We start from the raw sequence: 17,628 nt of genomic DNA on the forward strand, positions 1-17,628 counted from the left end.
TGAAATGCGGGATAATTCCGTGCTCCATCTTGTCGGCGAGACGATTGACGCAAAGCGCGCCCATGCGCGGACCCAGGCGGGTGAGCTGGTTCAGCTCGTCCGCGGCGTCTATGTCGATGCGACGGATGATATCGAGGCCACGGTCCTCGGCCATGCGGTGCGGATCGCCCGCTATCTCTACCCGGCCGCCTATCTGTCGTCGGCCAGCGCGAGCCTCCTCGGGCCGACGCCGGATGGGCGACTGTTCATCAGTGGGCGCCGCAACCAGCGCACGCGTCTGCGAACGCTCGAGATCGTCCAGAACGAGGCGTCCGAGCACCCCTCGATCGTTAGCGTCGTCGTGGGCGATGACATGGGTGAGCTGAGAACCGAAGCGTCGTCTCCGCGTCAGCGCTTTCTGGAGGCTTTCCGACTGCGCAGCGAGCACGCAACCGCGATCACCGAGCCGATGCGCGCGCAGATGGCGGCGCGCCTCGTCGAAGAATATGGGACACCCCAGGCCGCTGCGGATGCGGTCTGGGCGCTTGCGCGCGAGAACAGCTGGTACCGGGAAGGCGAGGGGGCCGAGCGCTATCTGCTGGCCAGGCCGAGCGCCGACAAGGTCGCCGGCAACAAGGCGGCTCTGGAATTTCTCGTTGCCTGGCATGGAGTGCCGCTCGGACATCTGGCCCATGACGGCTTCGAATGGCGATGGAAGGCTTCGGGGCGAGGCGGCGGCCCGCCGCTCATTCGCGAGACGATTCCAGGCAGGCTGCCGCCCTTCATCGAGTCCCTTCTGCCGGAGGGGTGGCTCGCCCAGGTCCTGCACCAGCGCGACGAGCGGGACGTGCTGCGCTCGGGCAAACGCTACATGTCGAACATCGCGATCACCCGGAACCGCGAGGAACTTGCGAAGCTTCCTGCGGACGTTCTGCAGGGCGAACTCGCCGTCTTCTCGAGGAGCGGCCGTTTCACCGGGTACTATCGGGGGCCGGGACGTGGAGAGATCGAGCAGACCTTTGAGCAGAATCTGGCGCGGCTCTATGCCCAAGCTCAGACCCCACGCCTGTCCGGTGTCCAGATCAAGGCGCCGATGTGCCTGACCGCCGACGGCGACCTTGTTCCGGCGATCGAGCAGCCATTTACTCATATCTTCAAACCGGCCGGCACCGCTGGCTTTGAGACGCTGCCGCTTGTCGAGTGGCTTTGCCTGGAGCTTGGCCGGGCTGCCGGCTTCGAGGTTCCCGCCGCGGCATTGATCGACATGCCCGACGACATGCCGCCGGCGCTCCTTGTCGAACGTTTCGATATCCGGCGGAACGCCGATGATCATCGCATGCTGGCGATGGAGGATTTCTGCTCGATCCTGGAGCTCCCGACTTCGGCGAAATATGACGGCACGATCGAGCGCATGGCGCGGGGACTGCGCCCGCTGTCGACCGATCCGGTCGCCGATCTCGAGACCCTGTTCCGGCGCGCCCTGTTCGCCTGGCTTATCGCCGACGGCGACATGCATTTGAAGAATCTGGCGCTCCTGAAGAGCGCCGAGCCTGGATCACGTCAATTCGCGGCCGTTCGTTTTGCGCCGCTGTACGATGCGGTCACGACCCGCATATTCCCGGGTCTTGCAAGCGACCGGATGGCACTGAAGCTCAATGGCAAGGATGATCGTCTGACACGCCAGGATTTCTTGACACTCGCTCGAACCATTGATCTGCCGGCTGCCCGTGCCGAGGCGGCGATATCGGAGCTCGCTATGCGCCTGAGTGAGACGGCGCCTCACATGGCGTTTCCCGAGCAATTGGGGGGAGGGGCCGCAAAGACTGCGCAGGACGCCATCTGCCGCCTCATTGCCGAGCGCGTCGGGACCTTTCGATGACCAAAGCCCACTTGCGACAGCTGCGGACCGGCCCAAGCCGGTTCTGCCATCGACCATGGCGACCCCCTTACTGCCGATCGGCATCGGGTAGACGCCATGCCAATGAGGCGCTCGCGGTCGGGAGACACCATATGGCACTTGCCAAGTTGCTGCTTCAGCATCTCGGGGGTTGCGGCCTTGGAGCGCGAAGGAGCCTTGCCGACCTCGCACATGTCGTCGATATGAAGGTCGATGAGGTTTCGAATGCTTTCAGGCGCGCGATGCGTGACTGGTTCCGAGCCTCGCGACGATCGACCTGATGCCCCGGCCTCCGTGGCTGCGACACAATGGCTGATGCTGCAAAAAGCGATGAAAGACCAAGCGTTTAGATTCTCCGTGGCGCCTATGATGGACTGGACTGACCGGCATTGCCGGGTCGTCCATCGCCTGATGTCGCGGCGCGCGCGGCTCTATACCGAGATGGTGACGGCGCAGGCGGTCATTCGCGGCGACCGGCAGCGCCTGATCGGCTTCGACACGCATGAGCACCCCGTCGCCCTGCAGCTCGGCGGCAATGATTCGGCGCTTTTGGCAGAGGCTGCGAAGATCGGCGCCGATTTCGGCTATGCCGAGATCAACCTCAATTGCGGCTGCCCGTCCGATCGCGTCCAGGGCGGCGCCTTCGGCGCCTGCCTGATGCGCGAGCCGGCGCTGGTCGGCGATTGCGTCGCGGCGATGAAGGCTGCGGTCGCGATCCCGGTCACGGTCAAATGCCGGATCGGCGTCGACGACCAGGATCCGGAGGCAGCGCTCGATACGCTGACCGCCGCCGTGCGTGCCGCCGGCGTCGACGCGCTCGTCGTCCATGCCCGCAAGGCCTGGCTCCAGGGCCTGTCGCCCAAGGAGAACCGCGAGGTCCCGCCGCTCGACTACGAGCGCGCCTATCGGCTGAAGGCGGCCAATCCCGACTTCGTCGTCGCGATCAATGGCGGCATTCGCGCGCCAGGCGAATGGCAGAGCCACCTCGCCCATCTCGACGGCGTCATGATCGGCCGCGAGGCCTATCAGAATCCCGAGATCCTGCTTCAGGTCGATCCGCTGCTGTTCGACGAGGACGCGCCGGTCGCGGACGCCTTCGCCATGCTCGAGGCGCTGGAACCGCATATCGCCGCGCATCTGGAGCAGGGCGGCCGGCTCCATGCTTTCACCCGCCATCTCGTCGGCCTGTTCCCGGGGCGCCCCGGAGCGCGGCTGTTCCGCCGTCATCTCGCCGAGCATTGCGTCGGCGCGGGAGCGGGGCTTGCGGATTTGCGTGCTGCGGTTGCCCATGTCTCGCGCTACGAAGGGGCAGCCGCCGCTGCCTAGGAGCTCGCGATGAACGCCGCCGCCTCGCTTTCGGAATCGGAGGTGGCCGCGCGCATCGAGGCGAGCTTCGCCAAGCAGGCCTTCATGACGACGCTCGGCGCGCGGCTCGTCCGCATCGCTCCGGGCGAGGTCGAGATCGAATTACCGGTCTCGGCCCATCTCACCCAGCAGCACGGCTTCGTCCATGCCGGCGCTGTCGCGACCATCGCCGATTCTGCCTGCGGCTATGCGGCGCTCACGACCATGCCGGCCGGCGCCGGCATCCTCACCGCCGAGTTCAAGATCAACCTGCTCGCGCCGGCCGCCGGCGAGCGGCTGCTGGCGAAGGGCAGGGTGGTGAAGGCGGGGCGCACCCTGACGCTGGCCACGGCGGAGGTCTTCGCGATCAGCGGCGGCACGTCGAAGCTCTGCGCGATGATGACCGCGACCTGCATGACGATCGCCGGCCGCGAGGGCGTCGCCGACTAGACCCTGCTGTGATCCGGCCGAATCGGGCCGCCGTCATCCCGCGCTGCGCCGCTGCGCGGCTTGTCCGGAATGACGCGCGTTTTGATCTGAAAGCATCATGAGCGCCCGGACGTGCTGACCCTTGCCTTCGCGATGCCGAGCTTCTAAACTTAACCCGATGGTTAAGTATCAGGAGCCTTCGCTCGACACCACCTTCGCCGCCCTGTCCGATCCGACGCGGCGGGCGCTGCTGGCCCGGCTCGAGCAGGAGGAGGCCGTTTCGGTCAGCGAGCTGGCGCGGCCTTTCCCGGTCTCGCTGCCGGCGATCATGAAGCATCTCGACGTGCTCTCTGATGCCGGGTTGATCACCCGCGAGAAGGCAGGCCGCACGGTCTCGTGCCGCCTGAACGCCGCACCGATGGAGGAAGCGATGGGTTGGCTGCGCCGCTATGAGCGCTTCTGGCGCGAGAAGCTCGATGCTCTGGAAGCGTATTTCAATCGCCCGCGCAAGGAGCGCGAGCCTGACAAGCACGCCGACAAGGATGCCGCAAAGGACAGCGACAAGTCCTGATCCTTGCCACGACCGGAGAGAGCGCATGGACAAGAAGGTGGAAACCACCCCCAGCCTGATGATGAAGCGCCGGCTCAACGCCACGCCGGCCGAGGTCTATCAGGCCTGGACGCAGCCGGAACTGCTCGCCCGCTGGTTCGGCCCTGAGAACGTCCAGGCTGAGAAGGCCGAGATCGATGCCCGCCCCGGCGGCCGTTACCGCATCGTGATGCGCGGCAGCGACGGCGAGCTGCACCAGGTCTCGGGCGAGTATCACGAGGTCGTCGAGAACGAGCGCCTCGTCTTCAGCTGGGCCTGGATCTCGACGCCGGAGCGCGTCTCGCGCGTCACCGTGACCTTCAAGCCGGATGGCGACGTCACGATCCTGACGCTGCTGCACGAACAGTTCTTCGACGAGGCCGCCGTTGGTCGCCACGAACATGGCTGGTCGGGCTCGATGGCCAAGCTGGAGCAGCTCTTCTCCTGACAGGGAGCGGGCCGCGCTGGCCCAAGATCACGACGACCATGATCACAACACGGCCGTCACCGGCCGATGGAGTAACCCATGACCACGCTTGACCAGGCGCCCCCGCTGGCGGGCCGGCGCGAATGGATCGGCCTCGCCGTCATCGCGCTGCCCTGCCTGCTCTATTCGATGGACCTGACGGTTCTGAACCTCGCCGTGCCGCAGCTCAGCGCGGAGCTCCGGCCGAGCGCATCTCAGCTCCTCTGGATCGTCGATATCTACGGCTTCATGATCGCCGGCTGCCTGATCACCATGGGCACGCTCGGCGATCGGATCGGCCGGCGCCGCCTGTTGCTGATCGGCGCGGTCGCCTTCGGCCTCGCCTCGGTCCTGGCGGCCTTCGCCGACACGGCCGCGACGCTGATCGCGGCGCGCGCCGCCCTCGGGGTGGCCGGCGCGACGCTCGCCCCCTCGACGCTCTCGCTGATCCGCAACATGTTCCTCGATCCGCGCCAGCGCACCGCCGCCATCGGCATCTGGATCGCCAGCTTCTCGGCCGGCGGCGCCATCGGCCCGCTCGTCGGCGGCGTCATGCTCGAGCATTTCTGGTGGGGTTCGGTCTTCCTGATCAATGTGCCGGTGATGGTGCTGCTGCTCGCGCTCGGCCCGTTCCTGCTGCCCGAGTTCCGCGATCCCGACGCCGGCAGGCTCGACGTCGTCAGCGCCGGGCTGTCGCTGGTCGCGGTCCTCGCCGTGATCTACGGGCTGAAGCGCATCGCCGAGGATGGGATCGGTTGGCCGGCAACCCTGACCATTCTGGCGGGCGCGGCGCTCGCCCTGCTGTTCCTGCGTCGGCAGGCGCGGCTGAAGGAGCCGCTGGTCGATCTGGCGCTGTTTGCCTCCAGGGCCTTCAGCGCCTCGCTGACGATCAACGTGCTCGGCTTCTTCATCGCCTTCAGCAGCTTCCTCTTCGTCGGGCAATATCTGCAGCTCGTGCTCGGCATGCGCCCGCTCGAGGCCGGGCTCTGGTCGCTGCCATCCGCCTTCGGCTTCATCATCGGCTCGATGCTGGCGCCGCGCATCGTCGGCAGCGTCCGGCCGGCCCATGTCATGGCCGGTGGCTTCGCGCTGGCGGCGCTCGGTTTCGCCACGCTGGGCGCCATTGCCGTCCTGCCCGGGCCGCTGACCATCGTGGCCGGGACGCTTCTGCTCTCGCTCGGGCTGGCGCCGATCGTCACCCTGACGACCGATCTCGTCGTCAGCAGCGTTCCGCCCGAGCGCGCCGGCACGGCGTCGGGCCTGTCGGAGACCAGCGCCGAATTCGGCGGCGCGCTCGGCATCGCGGTCCTCGGCAGCGTGGTGACGGCGCTCTACCGTCACCAGATGGGCCAGGCCATGCCGGCGGGCGTCTCCACGGAGGGCGCTCTGGCGGCGCGCGACACGCTCGGCGCCGCGCTTGCCGTCGCCAACGGCGTCGCGGGCACGGCAGGGGCCGAGCTCCTCGCGCTGGCACGCGCCGCCTTCACACGCTCCTTCGCGATCATGGCCGCGATTTCGGCCGCACTCGCGGCGGCGGCCGGCATCCTCGCGGCCACGATGCTGCGCGACATCGGCGGCGGGAGCCATCATGCCGACGATAGCGGCCCGGGCGGTGGCGTGCCCGAGCCGGCCGTCCGGTAGAACTCGAGCCGGATTTAAACCGTCATTGCGAGGAGCGTCAGCGACGGAGCAATCCAGCGATGGCGTGAAACCACTGGATCGCTTCGCTGCGCTCGCGATGACGGTCGGGTCAGCCCGGTCCGGCGCCCTGCGTGTTGACATAGACGGCGTAGATCGACTGGCTCGCGGCCATGAACAGCCGGTTCCGCTTCGGTCCGCCGAAGCAGACATTGCCGCAGACCTCGGGCAGGCGGATGCGGCCGATCAGCTTGCCGTCCGGGTTGAACACGGTGACGCCGTTATAGCCGACCGAGCGCCCGGCATTGCTGGACGCCCAGAGATTGCCGTCGACATCGCAGCGCAGCCCGTCCGGCCCGCAATTGACGCCGTCGATCACGCAATCGGAGAAGCGCTTCGGGTTGCTGAGCTTGCTGTCGGTGCCGACATCGAAGACATGGATGTCGCCCTTGCCGCCGGGCCCGGTATCGCCCGGTCCCTTGCCGGTCGAGGCGATGTAGAGCTTCTTGAAATCCGGCGAGAAGCAGAGCCCGTTCGGGTCCGGCACCTGCTCCTCGGTGACGACGCGCTCGATCCGGCCCGAAGGGTCGATCCGGTAGCAGTTCGTCGGCAATTCGCGCTTGGCGGCGCCGATGCCGGGCAGCTGCCCGAGGCGCGGATTGAGCTTGCCGCTCATGTTGCTCGGCCCGCCGGCGGCGTCCGGCGCGCCCTCATAGAGCTGCCCGCCATAGGGTGGATCGGTGAACCAGTAGCTGCCGTCGGGATGGGCGACGATGTCGTTGGGCGAGTTCAGCTTCTTGCCCTCGAAATTGTCGGCGAGCACCGTCGCCGAGCCGTCGAGCTCGTAGCGCACGACGCGGCGGTTGAGATGCTCGCAGGAGAGCTGCCTTCCCTGGAAGTCGAAGCTGTTGCCGTTGCTGTTGCCCGACGGCACCCGGAAGACGCTGACGCGCCCGTCATCCTCGAGCCAGCGCAATTGCCGGTTGTTGGGAATGTCGCTCCAGACCAGATAGCGCCCCTGCGCGTTCCAGGCCGGCCCCTCGGCCCAGAGCGCCCCGGTCCAGAGCCGCTGGATCGCGCTGTTGGGCTGAATGTAGTTGTTGAAGACCGGGTCGACCGCGATCATGTCGGGATCGCTGAAATAGGTCGTCGGCGCGCCGTGGCGGCTGAAATCGCGCGGCGGGCTGGTGATCGTGCTCGGCGGCGCGACCGGGCCGGCCGGCGCCTGCGCCAGGACCGGGCTTGCGGCCACGGCGAGCGCCCCGATCCCGGTCGCCTTGATCAGGGTCCGGCGCGAAAGCGCCTTGTCGTGCTGCATATCGGCATGCGGGTCTATCATCGTTACCTCCCTGGGTGGCTCCTGATGAGACGTGATCCTCCCGATCCTGCGGCCTCTTGTTTTCCGTGCTTGCTTTCGCCCCTTCTTTGGCCGCGCGCCTGTCCGGCGCTCGCTGAGATCATCAGTTTGTGCGCCGCGGGTCGAGTCCCCTGATGCCGGGCGAGGCCGCCGCTTTGCTCCCGCCCGGCCTCCGCCGAGCATGGCGGCCTTGCCGGCGGCGCCTTGCCCTGACGCGCAAAATCGCCCAGAGGTGCTCGCCCCGCCGCCACGGACTGGTCCCATGATAGCTGGAATTCCCCTGGGCGATCTCGCCTTCCTTGCGGTCTCGCTGGTTCTCGCCGGCGCCGTCACCGGCGTGCTGGCGGGATTGTTCGGCGTCGGCGGCGGCGCGGTCATCGTGCCGATCCTCTACGAGGTCTTCCGCGTCATCGGCGTGCCGGAAGAGGTGCGGATGCCGCTTTGCGTCGGCACCTCGCTCGCCATCATCATCCCGACCTCGATCCGTTCCTTCAATGCGCACCGCGCCAAGGGGCTCGTCGATCTCGACATCCTCAAGATCTGGGCCATTCCCGTCGTGCTCGGCGTCATCGCCGGCAGCTTCGTCGCCCGCTACGCGCCGCCGGATCTGTTCAAGATCGTCTTCGTCGCGGTCGCGGTCGTCAGCGCGCTGCGCCTGCTCTTCGCCTCGGATCGCTGGCAGCTCGGCGACGACATGCCGGGCAAGGCCCTGATGACCTTCTATGGCGGCCTGATCGGCGTGCTCTCGGCCCTGATGGGCATCGGCGGCGGCCAGCTCTCCAGCCTGTTCATGACCTTCTATGGCAGGCCGATCCACCAGGCGGTCGCGACCTCCTCGGGGCTCGGCGTGCTGATCTCGATCCCGGGAGCGCTCGGCTATATCTATGCCGGCTGGCCGAAGATGGATGTGCTGCCGCCGCTCTCGCTCGGCTATGTCTCCTTCATCGGCTTCCTGCTCTTCATCCCGACCTCGATCTGGACGGCGCCGATCGGCGCGCGCCTGGCGCACCAGCTTTCCAAGCGCAAGCTGGAGGTCGTGTTCGGCATCTTCCTGCTCGTCGTCGCCAGCCGCTTCATCTGGTCGCTGCTGACCTGATCCGATGCTGGCGATCCGTCTTTCGACCCCCGCCGATCATCCGGCGCTGGCGGCCTTGTTCGCCGAGATGCAGGCGCATTACCGCGTGCCATGCCCGGCGCCGGACGCCATCCTCACCGGTCTCGACGGACGTCCCGACGGCGCCGAGCTGCTCGTCGCGGAGGATGGCGGCCGGATCGTCGGCTTCGCCGCCTTCGCCGGCATCTATCCCGGCCCCGGCCTGGCCCCGGGCTTCTTCCTCAAGGAGATTTATGTCTCGGCGCAAGCGCGTGGCGGCGGCGCGGGCAAGGGCCTGATCAGCGCGCTCGCCCGGCTCGCGCTGGAGCGCGGCTTCAGGCGCATCGACTGGACGGCAGCGCGCGACGATCTCCGGCTGCGGGAATTCTACGAGTCGCTCGGTGCCATGCCGCAGCCCGAGAAGATCTTCTACCGGCTCACCGGCGAAGCGCTGGCGACGCTGGCGGAGCGCTGAGTTCGGCCGCATCGGCACGCCGCATCCGCTCCGGCAGCAGCGCCATGATCGCCAGCCGCTCGGTCTCGCTCAGCCGCGACCAGTCGGCGATCTCGGCAAGCGTCCGGCCGCAGCCTTCGCAGAGCGCGCTCGCCGGATCGATCACGCAGATCTGGATGCAGGGGCTGGACGCCACGCTCAGCCCGCTCCGAGCACGAAGGCGAAGCCGACATAGAGCGCGATCTCGGAGAGCTGCTGCGCCGCGCCGATGATGTCGCCGGTCTGCCCGCCGATCAGGCGTCGCGACAGCCGCGCGAGGAACAGCGTGCCGGCATGCGCCAGCGCCAGGCCGAGCGTGAGCCCGGCAACGGGCAGGGCGGTCGCGAGAGCCAGGCCGAAGGCGATCGCCAGGCTGAAGCCGCAGGCGATCCAGGCCGTGGCGCCAGACGGGCGGCCGACCGAGGCGGCAGCGCCGTCGCTGCGCGCGGCCGGTTCCTCGGCCAGCAGATAGAGGCCTTCCAGCCGCGACCAGGCGGCTGCCATCGTCACGGCGGCGGCAGCGGCGAGCCCGCCGGCCGCGTCGAGAACGGCCGCGAGCGCGCTCACCCGCAGCAAAAGCGAAAGCCCGATCGCCAGCGTGCCATAGGAGCCGATCCGGCTATCTCTCATGATGGCGAGGCGCTGCTGCGCATCCCGCCCGCCGAACAGGCCGTCGGCGCTGTCGGCGAACCCGTCTTCGTGGAGTGCTCCCGTCGTGAGCACGAGCGCAGCCAGCGCGAGCCCGGCGGCGAGCAAGGGAGCGGTCCCGGCCGCGTCCGTCACGATGAGGACCAGCGCTGCCGGCAGGGCGATGATCAGGGCCGCGAAGGGCAGGGCGCGCGGCACCAGCCGAAAATCGGGCGCCTGGTACAGGCCGCGCTCGCCCGGAAGCGGCGGCACCGGCAGGCGCGAATAGAAGCGCAGGCAGATCGCCGTCGCCACGATCCAGCCTGGCCAGGCGGGCGATGGCGCGGTCGCCTCGGCCGGCGCCGGATCGCTTTCGGCCATGCCGCTGGGTCTGTTTGCATTGTCTTCCACGGCGCCAGCCTATAGCAGCAGCCCGACCGCGCCAGCCAGCGACGCATTTCGGAATTCTGCCCATGTCCACCACCGGCCTGCCCTTCGACGACATCCGCGAGCTCATCGCCGGCATGCCCGGTCCCGACATGGCCGCCGCCAATGCCGTGCGCGCCCGCGACAAGGAGCTGACCAAGCCGGCCGGCAGCCTCGGCCGCATGGAGGAGATCGCCGAATGGCTCGCTGCCTGGCAGGGCAAGGCGAGCCCCCGCGTCGACCGGCCGCTGGTCTGCGTCTTCGCCGGCAACCATGGCGTGGTGGCGCAGGGCGTCTCGGCCTATCCCCAGGCGGTGACGCGCCAGATGCTGGAGAATTTCGCGGCGGGCGGCGCGGCCATCAACCAGATCTGCGCGGCCTTCGATCTCGGCTTCAAGGTCTTCGACCTGGCGCTCGACCTGCCGACCGGCGATTTCACGCAAGGCGACGCGCTCGACGAAAAAGCCTGCGTCGCCACCATGGCCTTCGGCATGGAGGCGCTCGCCGGCGGGGCCGATCTGCTCTGCCTCGGCGAGATGGGCATCGGCAACACCACCTCGGCCGCGGCGATCTATGCCGCGCTCTATGGCGGCGGCGCGGCGTTCTGGTGCGGCCGCGGCACCGGCGTCGACGATGACGGCCTGAAGCGCAAGATCGCGGCTGTCGAAGCCGGCCTCGCGCTGCATGGCAACCATCTGAAGGACCCGCTCGAGGTGCTGCGCCGGCTCGGCGGCCGCGAGATCGCGGCGATCTGCGGCGCGATCATCGCCGCGCGCCTGCAGCGCATCCCGGTCATCCTCGACGGCTATGTCGTCACCGCCGCCGCCGCGATCCTGCATGCCATCGAGCCGTCCGCGATCGACCATTGCCTCGCCGGCCATCTCTCGGCCGAGGGCGCCCATCGCGAGGCGCTGCTCAAGCTCGGCAAGCAGCCGCTGCTGGCGCTCGACATGCGCCTCGGCGAGGGCACGGGCGCGGCGCTGGCTGCGGGGCTGGTCAAGGCGGCGGCCGGCATTCACTCCGGCATGGCGACCTTCGAACAGGCGCAGGTTTCGGGGAAGGGGTGAGAGGGCGCCTACGGCGTCTTCGCAACCACGAGCGGCAGGAAGATCTCGTCCAGAATCTCGGCGATGGCTCGCTCCGAGATCGGCTTCGACGTCATGATGACCTCGTGTCTCATCAAATCCGCGGGCAAGGACGCGATGCGCGGCGTTAGCCGTTTCGCGTCGATTTCGCCGCGTGAGATACCCCGCTCCAGGATTTGAGCGACCAGGTTCCGGTTGCCGAGACGCTGGCGAAGCTCGCTTATGACACCGGCAAAGCTGGAATTATTGTTCGACAAGTCTGCGCTCATGTCGAGAAAGATACGCAGAATCAGCGGTACGCCACGAGCCGACCATTGCCGAAACAGATCCGCGAGCTCGTCCCGAACGCTTCCCAGGTCGGGCAGGTTCACCGGATTGTTGGCGATAAAATGCGCGATCGCGGCGGTGGTCAATGCGGTGCGGCTCGGCCAGCGACGGGCCAATACCGGGCGACTCGTGCCGGCCCGCTTGGCGACCCCTTCCAGGGTGAGGCCGGGATATCCGAATTCGACGAGTTCCGCCCAGGTGGCATCGAGCATCGCCTGCTCGAGCGCGGCGCCTCGCCGTCGTCCTGCCGTCGTCATCGATGCCCCGTACCCATGACTTATGCCTCCCTACGCACCCCGAATAAGATGCGGAGATGAATCTTATTGACGGTCGTAGCTGCTCTCACCTAATAAGATGCGAAGATGCATCTTATTAGGTGAGGCGCGCAACATATCGGCGCCATCTTCGCTCCGACAGGATGCCGTCGTAACCAAATCCGGCGGCTGCCGGCAATGTTCAAACATCTGAGGAAAATGGCAAATGAGGCTCATCGGTCCTTTCCTCGCGGCATTGTCGCTGCCGGCCTGCGCTACCGCGCCGATCACCCAGAGCGGCTCGCTGAAATCGTACCAGGGGCTTGCTCAGTCGGACGGCATTCAAACTAAGTCACTCATCCGGGTGAACAAGCAGAACGTCCTCGCGGCCAAGACGGTGAAAATCCTGCCGACCCGCTTCGCCGATCATAGCGGGTCCGACCTTCCGAACCCGGACCGGACATTGGTCGCCAATGTGATCAATCGCTCACTGTGCCACGCGCTCAGCGAGCGCTTCGAGGTCGTTGCGCCGACGCAGCCGGCCGACCTGAGCGTGCGCGCGACCGTTACCCAGATCACGCCGACCGACGAGGTGGCGGCGGGCGTGTCCGTGGCCGCGAATATCGCAGCCACGGCCCTGAACGTCCCGGGGCCCAAACCGCGCCTTCCGATAGGGCTGGGAAGCCTGACGATCGAGGCTGAAGCCTTGAGCCGAACGAACGAGCAGGAGGCGGCGATGGTATGGGCGCGGGGCGCCAATTCCTTCGTGAGCTCGCCCAAGGTCTCGAAGGTCGGGGATGCCTATGATCTCGGCTCCAGCTTCGGCGATGATTTCAGCCAGCTTCTCGTCACCGGCGAAACCCCCTTCGGCAAGATGGGCAGCCTGCCATCCATACCGTCGTCGCGCAGGATCGGCGACTGGCTAGGCGCAAAGCCCAAGCACGAAACTTGCGAGACCTTTGGCCGTGCCCCCGGGATCGCCGGCGTCGTGGCGGGGCGGTTCGGACTACCGCCGAATTGGACCGATAGGGGCGGGCAGGTGGCCAGCGATGCTGTGAAACCCGGTGGTGAAGCTCCACGATGAGGGCAGGACATCGGTAGATTGGGGGCTGCGAGCCCGGGATACCCGATCGCTCAGGCCGCCGCCGGCCGCGCTTCCGGCTCCGGCAGCGCCGCGAGCGTGTCCATCACGCGTTCGGCCGGCAGCGTCACCGTCACCTCGGTGCCGGCGCGCGGCTTCGATTTCAGGTGGAAGCCGCCGCCATGCAGGTCGATCAGGCCCTTGACGATCGGCAGGCCGAGGCCGGAACCCTGCTCGGCCGTCTTGATCGCCAGCGAGCCGCGCCCGAAGGTCTGCAGCACGATCGGGATCTCGTCCTCGGGGATGCCGGGGCCGGTATCCGTGACCGAGACATATTGCCCGCCATTCGCCGTCCAGCCGACCTTGATCGAGATCTCGCCGCCCTGCGGCGTGAATTTGATCGCGTTGGAGAGGACGTTGAGCACGACCTGCCGGATCGCGCGCTCGTCGGCCCAGATCTTCGGCAATTGCGGCTCGACGGCCTCGCGGATCGACTGGCCCTTGGCCTTGGCGCGCAGGTTCAGCATGTGCCGGCAATCGTCGACGATGCCGGCGAGGCTGAGCGCCTCCTCGTTGAGCTCGTATTTGCCCGCCTCGATGCGCGAGAGGTCGAGGATCTCGTTGATCAGGTTGAGCAGGTGCTGGCCCGAGCCGTGGATGTCGGAGGAATATTCCTTGTAGGCGGCATTGGCGTGCTCGCCAAAAATCTCGTTCTTCATCACCTCGGAGAAGCCGAGGATGGCGTTGAGCGGGGTGCGCAGCTCATGGCTCATTGTCGCCAGGAAGCGTGACTTGGCGAGATTGGCTTCCTCCGCCTTGCGCCGCGCCTCGTCGGAATTGGCGGTGGCGGTCTCGAGCTCGGCGATCAGCGCATCCTTCTCGGCGCGGAACTCGATGGTCGCGACCGAGCTCGTATAGAGCCGGTTGGCGAGGAAGATGAAAAAGAGCTGCGCCGAGGCGGCCATCAGCGCCATGGTGATGCTGTCGATGTCGGAGCGGCCCCAGAAGAACAGGGTGATGCCGATCGTCACCGGGATCAGGCCCGAATAGACCGCGAGCGGGATCGTCGCCGCCAGCATCACGGTGAGCGCGCTGACGATCAGCAGCGTCGTCATCACGAAGACCTTGGCGCCCGGCGCGTCGACATGGGCGAACAGCACCAGGATCAGCGTCCAGGCCAGGCCATGGAAGGCCTCGGCGGCGGGCAGCGCCTTGCGCCAGAGCCGGATGCGGACCTCGCTCACAGGCTGCGCCAGGAAGCGCCTGCACAGCACCACCATGATGGCCGAGGCGAGGATGACGACGCTGAGCCAGGCCGTGACCTTGTAGACGGGCACCCAGAGGCAGGCGGCGGCGCCGATGCAGAGCGCCAGGATCAGCGCGCCGGCGGTGCCATGCATCCGGTACTGGGCGAAGACCCGCAGCAATTCGTAGTCGAAGGCGCGCTCGAGCCCGGTCGACGAGGTCAGCCGTTCGCGCACGGACTTGACCTCGCGCGTCACCAGCTTGCGCCGTGCCAGCACGGAGGGGTCGGGCCCGCGCCCGCGTTGTACCTGTTCGGCCGTCACTTCCGCCATAGTCGGGACGCGCGTTCCTCTTCCGGCGGCAGAGTTTGCACGCCCGGCTCGCCATCATGGTCTCGAAATCGTTAAGCTCTTCCTGATGGCACGCTTCGGATTCGGACGATCGCGATATGGACCTCTCGGCTGGCGCCGCGTCAGCCGCTGGGTCGATCTCGTCGTCGCGCTCGGAATCATCGGGCTTCTGGCGATTGCGGGGGCGGTGCTGCAATACAAGCTCGGCCCGGCGCGGATGCTGGCCGGAGCCGCCCAGGCGATCGACGGCGATTCGCTGCGGCTGAACGAAGAGGATTTGCGGCTGGAGGGGATCGACGCTCCGGAATATCGCCAGAGCTGCACGGATCAGGCCGGCCGGGAGGTCGATTGCGGCCGTGCGGCGCGGCGCGCGCTCGCCTCGCTGCTCGCGCGCGGCGGCGTCAGCTGTGAGATCGGCCGCCTCGACCGCTATGGCCGGGGTCTGGCGCGTTGCCGGCAGGGCGAGACCGACATCAACGCCACGATGGTGCGCCAGGGCCAGGCGGTGGCCTATGGCGACTACCATTCCGAGGAGGAGGAGGCGAGGGCGGCCGGGCGCGGGATCTGGGCCCTGCGCTTCGAGCGGCCCGAGACCTGGCGCAGGGCCCATCCCCGCTAGAGCCGGTCAGCGCGCGTCACAGAACCATCACGATCAGGCTCGAAACGGTTGACCGTCGGACCCTCGTCATGGTCGGGTTCGCGCGCCATTTCGTTAGTGAGGCCGAAGATGAAGCTCTATGATGGCGGACGGGCGCCCAACCCCCGGCGCGTCCGCATCTTCTTCGCCGAGAAGGGCCTGGAGCTGCCCGAGCTCGTCCCGGTCGATATCGGGCGCAAGGAGCACCTGACGCCGGAATTCGCGCGCATCAACCCGATGAAGCGCCTGCCCGTGCTTTTGCTCGACGACGGCACGGCGCTGGCCGAGACCATCGCGATCTGCCGCTATCTCGAAGGCCTGCATCCCGAGCCCAGCCTCTTCGGCCGGGACCCGATGGAACAGGCGCTGACCGAGATGTGGAACCGGCGCGTCGAGCTCGGCCTGTTCTCCAGCGTCTCTGCCGTGTTCCGGCATAGCCACCCCTCGATGGCCGAGCTGGAGGACCAGGTACCGGAATGGGCCGAGGCCAGCCGCGAGCAGATCGACGATTATCTGCTGATCCTCGATCTTCAGCTCGCCGGCAACCGCTTCGTCTGCGGCGACCGTCTGACGGTCGCCGACATCACCGCCGGCATCGCCATCGATTTCATGAAGCCGTCGCGCGTTCCCCTGTCCGAGGACCTGGTCAATATCCGCCGCTGGCACGGTGAGCTTTCGGCGCGGCCGAGCTGGAAGGCCTGATGCGGCTTGCCCCGGTCCTCCTCGCGCTGCTCGCGCTGGCGCAGCCTTCCCTCGCCGTCGAGCGCATGAACGGAGAGGCGATCAAGCGCGCCTTCGAGGGCAATACCGTCAGCGGGCGCTACACCAATGGCGGCTTCTTCACCGAATATCACGACGGCGACGGCCGCGCGCTCGGCCATAATGGCTGGCAGCCCAACAGGGACGCCTGCTGGATCACCAAGGCGGACCAGGTCTGCTATTATTACGGCCCGCCCAGCGACCGCACGGTGCATTGCTTCACGGTCGAGCTGAACGGCCGGCTCTATGTCCTGCGCAATGCCGGCAACGGGCAGATCAACGCGCTCGCCACCGTCGAGCCCGGCAATCCGCGCGGGCATTCCGACAGGGGGCAGCCCTGGTATTGCGACGGCCTGATCTCGAAGGCACCTGATGAGGGAGCGCCGATGTCGCGGCGGCGCTATGCCTCGCGATGAGGCGCGCGCTTGTTCTCACGCTGGCGGTGCTCCTCGGCTGCGGCCCGCTCGCCTTCGCCGCCGAGCGCATGACCGGCGAGGAGATCAGGCAGGCCTTCGAGGGCAACACCGTCAGCGGCCGCTACAATAGCGGCCAGCCCTTCAGCGAATATCATCACGCCGACGGGCGGGCGAGCGGGCATAACCGGCACCTGCCGAACCGCGACGCCTGCTGGACGACGACGCCGGATTCGGTCTGCTACTATTACGGCCCGCCCGAGAGGCGGCGGACCTATTGCTTCTCGGTCGAGCGCAGCGGCAAGCTCCACGTCCTGCGCAGCCGCGCCACCGGCCGCATCAACGGCGTCGCCACCATCGAGCCGGGCGATCCGCATGGCTTTGCCGCCAGTGCCGGACACTGGACCTGCGACGGGCTGATCTCGCAAGGATTTGGCTCGCAGCCGCGCCTGGCGGCGCGATGACCCCCGCGGCGGCCCAGCCCGAGGCGCTCGAGACGGTGCTGCGGGAGCTGCGCGCCTGCCGCGTCTGCCGCGATGCGCCGCTGCACGGAGGCCCGCTGCCGCACGAGCCGCGCCCCGTGATCCAGGCGCAAGCCAGCGCCCGTCTGCTGATCGCGAGCCAGGCGCCGGGCACGCGCGTCCATGCCAGCGGCCGGCCCTTCACCGACCGCTCGGGCGACCGGCTGCGCTCCTGGCTCGGCCTCGACCATGATCGCTTCTACGACGCCTCGCGCGTCGCGATCGTGCCGATGGGCCATTGCTTCCCTGGCCTCGACGCCAAGGGCGGCGACCTGCCGCCGCGCCGCGAATGCGCGCCGCTCTGGCGGGCGAGGGTGCTGGCCGGGCTGCCCGCGCTCGATCTCGTCCTGGTGATCGGCCGCTATGCGCAGGCCTGGCATCTCGGCCCGAAGGCGGCCGCCGATCTGACCGCGACCGTCGCCGACTGGCGGGCGATCCTGGCCGAGCCGCGCCGGCCCCGCATCCTGCCGCTGCCGCACCCGTCCTGGCGCAACAATGGCTGGCTCAGAAAGCATCCCTGGTTCGAGGCGGAGCTGGTGCCGGTGCTGCGGGCGGAGGTAGCGCGGCTGGTCGGGTAACTGCACCACCCTCCGTTGTCATCCCGGGCGAAGCGAAGCG

20 protein-coding genes are annotated in these 17,628 nt (G+C 67.9%); 15 read left to right on the top strand and 5 right to left on the bottom strand.

Annotated features, from left to right (window positions below):
• Positions 1 to 4 precede the first annotated feature (4 nt).
• From ACTIF2_RS13175 to ACTIF2_RS13200, 6 genes are all read left to right on the top strand, one after another.
• The gene (locus ACTIF2_RS13175; protein ID WP_439497527.1) at positions 5 to 1,858 is read left to right on the top strand and encodes a type II toxin-antitoxin system HipA family toxin; all 1,854 of its coding nucleotides are present in this window, start codon (positions 5 to 7) and stop codon (positions 1,856 to 1,858) included.
• 333 nt (positions 1,859 to 2,191) lie between these two features.
• Positions 2,192 to 3,202: a tRNA dihydrouridine(20/20a) synthase DusA gene (gene dusA, locus ACTIF2_RS13180; protein WP_439497602.1), complete on the top strand. Its 1,011-nt coding sequence runs from the start codon at positions 2,192 to 2,194 to the stop codon at positions 3,200 to 3,202.
• Positions 3,203 to 3,211: 9 nt separating this feature from the next.
• Positions 3,212 to 3,670 carry a PaaI family thioesterase gene (locus ACTIF2_RS13185; protein WP_439497528.1) on the top strand — a complete coding sequence of 153 codons (459 nt, stop codon included), beginning with the start codon at positions 3,212 to 3,214 and terminating at the stop codon, positions 3,668 to 3,670.
• A 157-nt stretch (positions 3,671 to 3,827) separates the two neighbouring features.
• A complete protein-coding gene (locus ACTIF2_RS13190; protein ID WP_439497529.1) occupies positions 3,828 to 4,220 on the top strand; it encodes an ArsR/SmtB family transcription factor in 393 nt (130 codons plus the stop codon).
• A gap of 25 nt (positions 4,221 to 4,245) precedes the next feature.
• Positions 4,246 to 4,686: an SRPBCC family protein gene (locus ACTIF2_RS13195; protein WP_439497530.1), complete on the top strand. Its 441-nt coding sequence runs from the start codon at positions 4,246 to 4,248 to the stop codon at positions 4,684 to 4,686.
• A 78-nt stretch (positions 4,687 to 4,764) separates the two neighbouring features.
• Positions 4,765 to 6,345 (top strand): MFS transporter, encoded by a 1,581-nt coding sequence (locus tag ACTIF2_RS13200; RefSeq protein WP_439497531.1) that lies wholly within the window; start codon positions 4,765 to 4,767, stop codon positions 6,343 to 6,345.
• A 109-nt stretch (positions 6,346 to 6,454) separates the two neighbouring features.
• Here ACTIF2_RS13200 and ACTIF2_RS13205 read toward each other — a convergent pair whose 3' ends face one another.
• A complete protein-coding gene (locus tag ACTIF2_RS13205) occupies positions 6,455 to 7,681 on the bottom strand; it encodes an SMP-30/gluconolactonase/LRE family protein (RefSeq protein ID WP_439497532.1) in 1,227 nt (408 codons plus the stop codon).
• Between the two features lie 280 nt (positions 7,682 to 7,961).
• Between ACTIF2_RS13205 and ACTIF2_RS13210 the strand changes: the two genes are divergently transcribed.
• Together ACTIF2_RS13210 and ACTIF2_RS13215 are read left to right on the top strand one after the other, a co-directional pair.
• Complete coding sequence (locus ACTIF2_RS13210) at positions 7,962 to 8,795, top strand: sulfite exporter TauE/SafE family protein (protein ID WP_439497533.1); 834 nt, start codon at positions 7,962 to 7,964, stop codon at positions 8,793 to 8,795.
• A 4-nt stretch (positions 8,796 to 8,799) separates the two neighbouring features.
• The gene (locus tag ACTIF2_RS13215; RefSeq protein ID WP_439497534.1) at positions 8,800 to 9,267 is read left to right on the top strand and encodes a GNAT family N-acetyltransferase; all 468 of its coding nucleotides are present in this window, start codon (positions 8,800 to 8,802) and stop codon (positions 9,265 to 9,267) included.
• Here the strand turns inward: ACTIF2_RS13215 and ACTIF2_RS13220 are convergent.
• Positions 9,230 to 9,442, bottom strand: coding sequence for a DUF1289 domain-containing protein (locus tag ACTIF2_RS13220; protein ID WP_439497535.1), 213 nt, complete (start codon positions 9,440 to 9,442; stop codon positions 9,230 to 9,232). The genes ACTIF2_RS13215 and ACTIF2_RS13220 overlap by 38 nt on opposite strands.
• Positions 9,443 to 9,444: 2 nt before the next feature.
• Complete coding sequence (locus ACTIF2_RS13225) at positions 9,445 to 10,293, bottom strand: adenosylcobinamide-GDP ribazoletransferase (RefSeq protein WP_439497536.1); 849 nt, start codon at positions 10,291 to 10,293, stop codon at positions 9,445 to 9,447.
• A gap of 92 nt (positions 10,294 to 10,385) precedes the next feature.
• On the opposite strand from ACTIF2_RS13225, the gene cobT reads away from it, so the two are divergent.
• Positions 10,386 to 11,405, top strand: a complete 1,020-nt coding sequence (gene cobT, locus ACTIF2_RS13230) for a nicotinate-nucleotide--dimethylbenzimidazole phosphoribosyltransferase (protein WP_439497537.1) — start codon at positions 10,386 to 10,388, stop codon at positions 11,403 to 11,405.
• Positions 11,406 to 11,413: 8 nt separating this feature from the next.
• On the opposite strand, the gene ACTIF2_RS13235 is transcribed toward cobT, so the two are convergent.
• On the bottom strand, positions 11,414 to 11,962 hold the full coding sequence (locus ACTIF2_RS13235) for a TetR/AcrR family transcriptional regulator (protein ID WP_439497538.1): 549 nt from the start codon (positions 11,960 to 11,962) through the stop codon (positions 11,414 to 11,416).
• A 268-nt stretch (positions 11,963 to 12,230) separates the two neighbouring features.
• Here ACTIF2_RS13235 and ACTIF2_RS13240 point away from each other — a divergent pair, with 268 nt between their 5' ends.
• A complete protein-coding gene (locus ACTIF2_RS13240; protein WP_439497539.1) occupies positions 12,231 to 13,088 on the top strand; it encodes a DUF3313 domain-containing protein in 858 nt (285 codons plus the stop codon).
• 50 nt (positions 13,089 to 13,138) lie between these two features.
• Here ACTIF2_RS13240 and ACTIF2_RS13245 read toward each other — a convergent pair whose 3' ends face one another.
• Positions 13,139 to 14,662: a sensor histidine kinase gene (locus ACTIF2_RS13245; RefSeq protein WP_439497540.1), complete on the bottom strand. Its 1,524-nt coding sequence runs from the start codon at positions 14,660 to 14,662 to the stop codon at positions 13,139 to 13,141.
• A gap of 85 nt (positions 14,663 to 14,747) precedes the next feature.
• Between ACTIF2_RS13245 and ACTIF2_RS13250 the strand changes: the two genes are divergently transcribed.
• From ACTIF2_RS13250 to ACTIF2_RS13270, 5 genes are all read left to right on the top strand, one after another.
• The gene (locus ACTIF2_RS13250) at positions 14,748 to 15,299 is read left to right on the top strand and encodes a thermonuclease family protein (RefSeq protein WP_439497541.1); all 552 of its coding nucleotides are present in this window, start codon (positions 14,748 to 14,750) and stop codon (positions 15,297 to 15,299) included.
• A 108-nt stretch (positions 15,300 to 15,407) separates the two neighbouring features.
• On the top strand, positions 15,408 to 16,019 hold the full coding sequence (locus ACTIF2_RS13255; protein WP_439497542.1) for a glutathione S-transferase family protein: 612 nt from the start codon (positions 15,408 to 15,410) through the stop codon (positions 16,017 to 16,019).
• On the top strand, positions 16,019 to 16,492 hold the full coding sequence (locus tag ACTIF2_RS13260; RefSeq protein ID WP_439497543.1) for a hypothetical protein: 474 nt from the start codon (positions 16,019 to 16,021) through the stop codon (positions 16,490 to 16,492). The genes ACTIF2_RS13255 and ACTIF2_RS13260 overlap by 1 nt, the downstream gene beginning before the upstream one ends.
• On the top strand, positions 16,489 to 16,953 hold the full coding sequence (locus tag ACTIF2_RS13265; protein WP_439497544.1) for a hypothetical protein: 465 nt from the start codon (positions 16,489 to 16,491) through the stop codon (positions 16,951 to 16,953). Before ACTIF2_RS13260 ends, ACTIF2_RS13265 begins: the two co-directional genes overlap by 4 nt.
• Entirely contained in the window at positions 16,950 to 17,588 is a 639-nt protein-coding gene (locus ACTIF2_RS13270) for a uracil-DNA glycosylase family protein (protein ID WP_439497545.1), read from the top strand. The genes ACTIF2_RS13265 and ACTIF2_RS13270 overlap by 4 nt, the downstream gene beginning before the upstream one ends.
• Positions 17,589 to 17,628 lie beyond the last annotated feature (40 nt).

The sequence above is a fragment of the Allobosea sp. genome (assembly GCF_051860145.1).
In the GTDB taxonomy this organism is placed as follows: Bacteria; Pseudomonadota; Alphaproteobacteria; order Rhizobiales; family Beijerinckiaceae; genus Allobosea.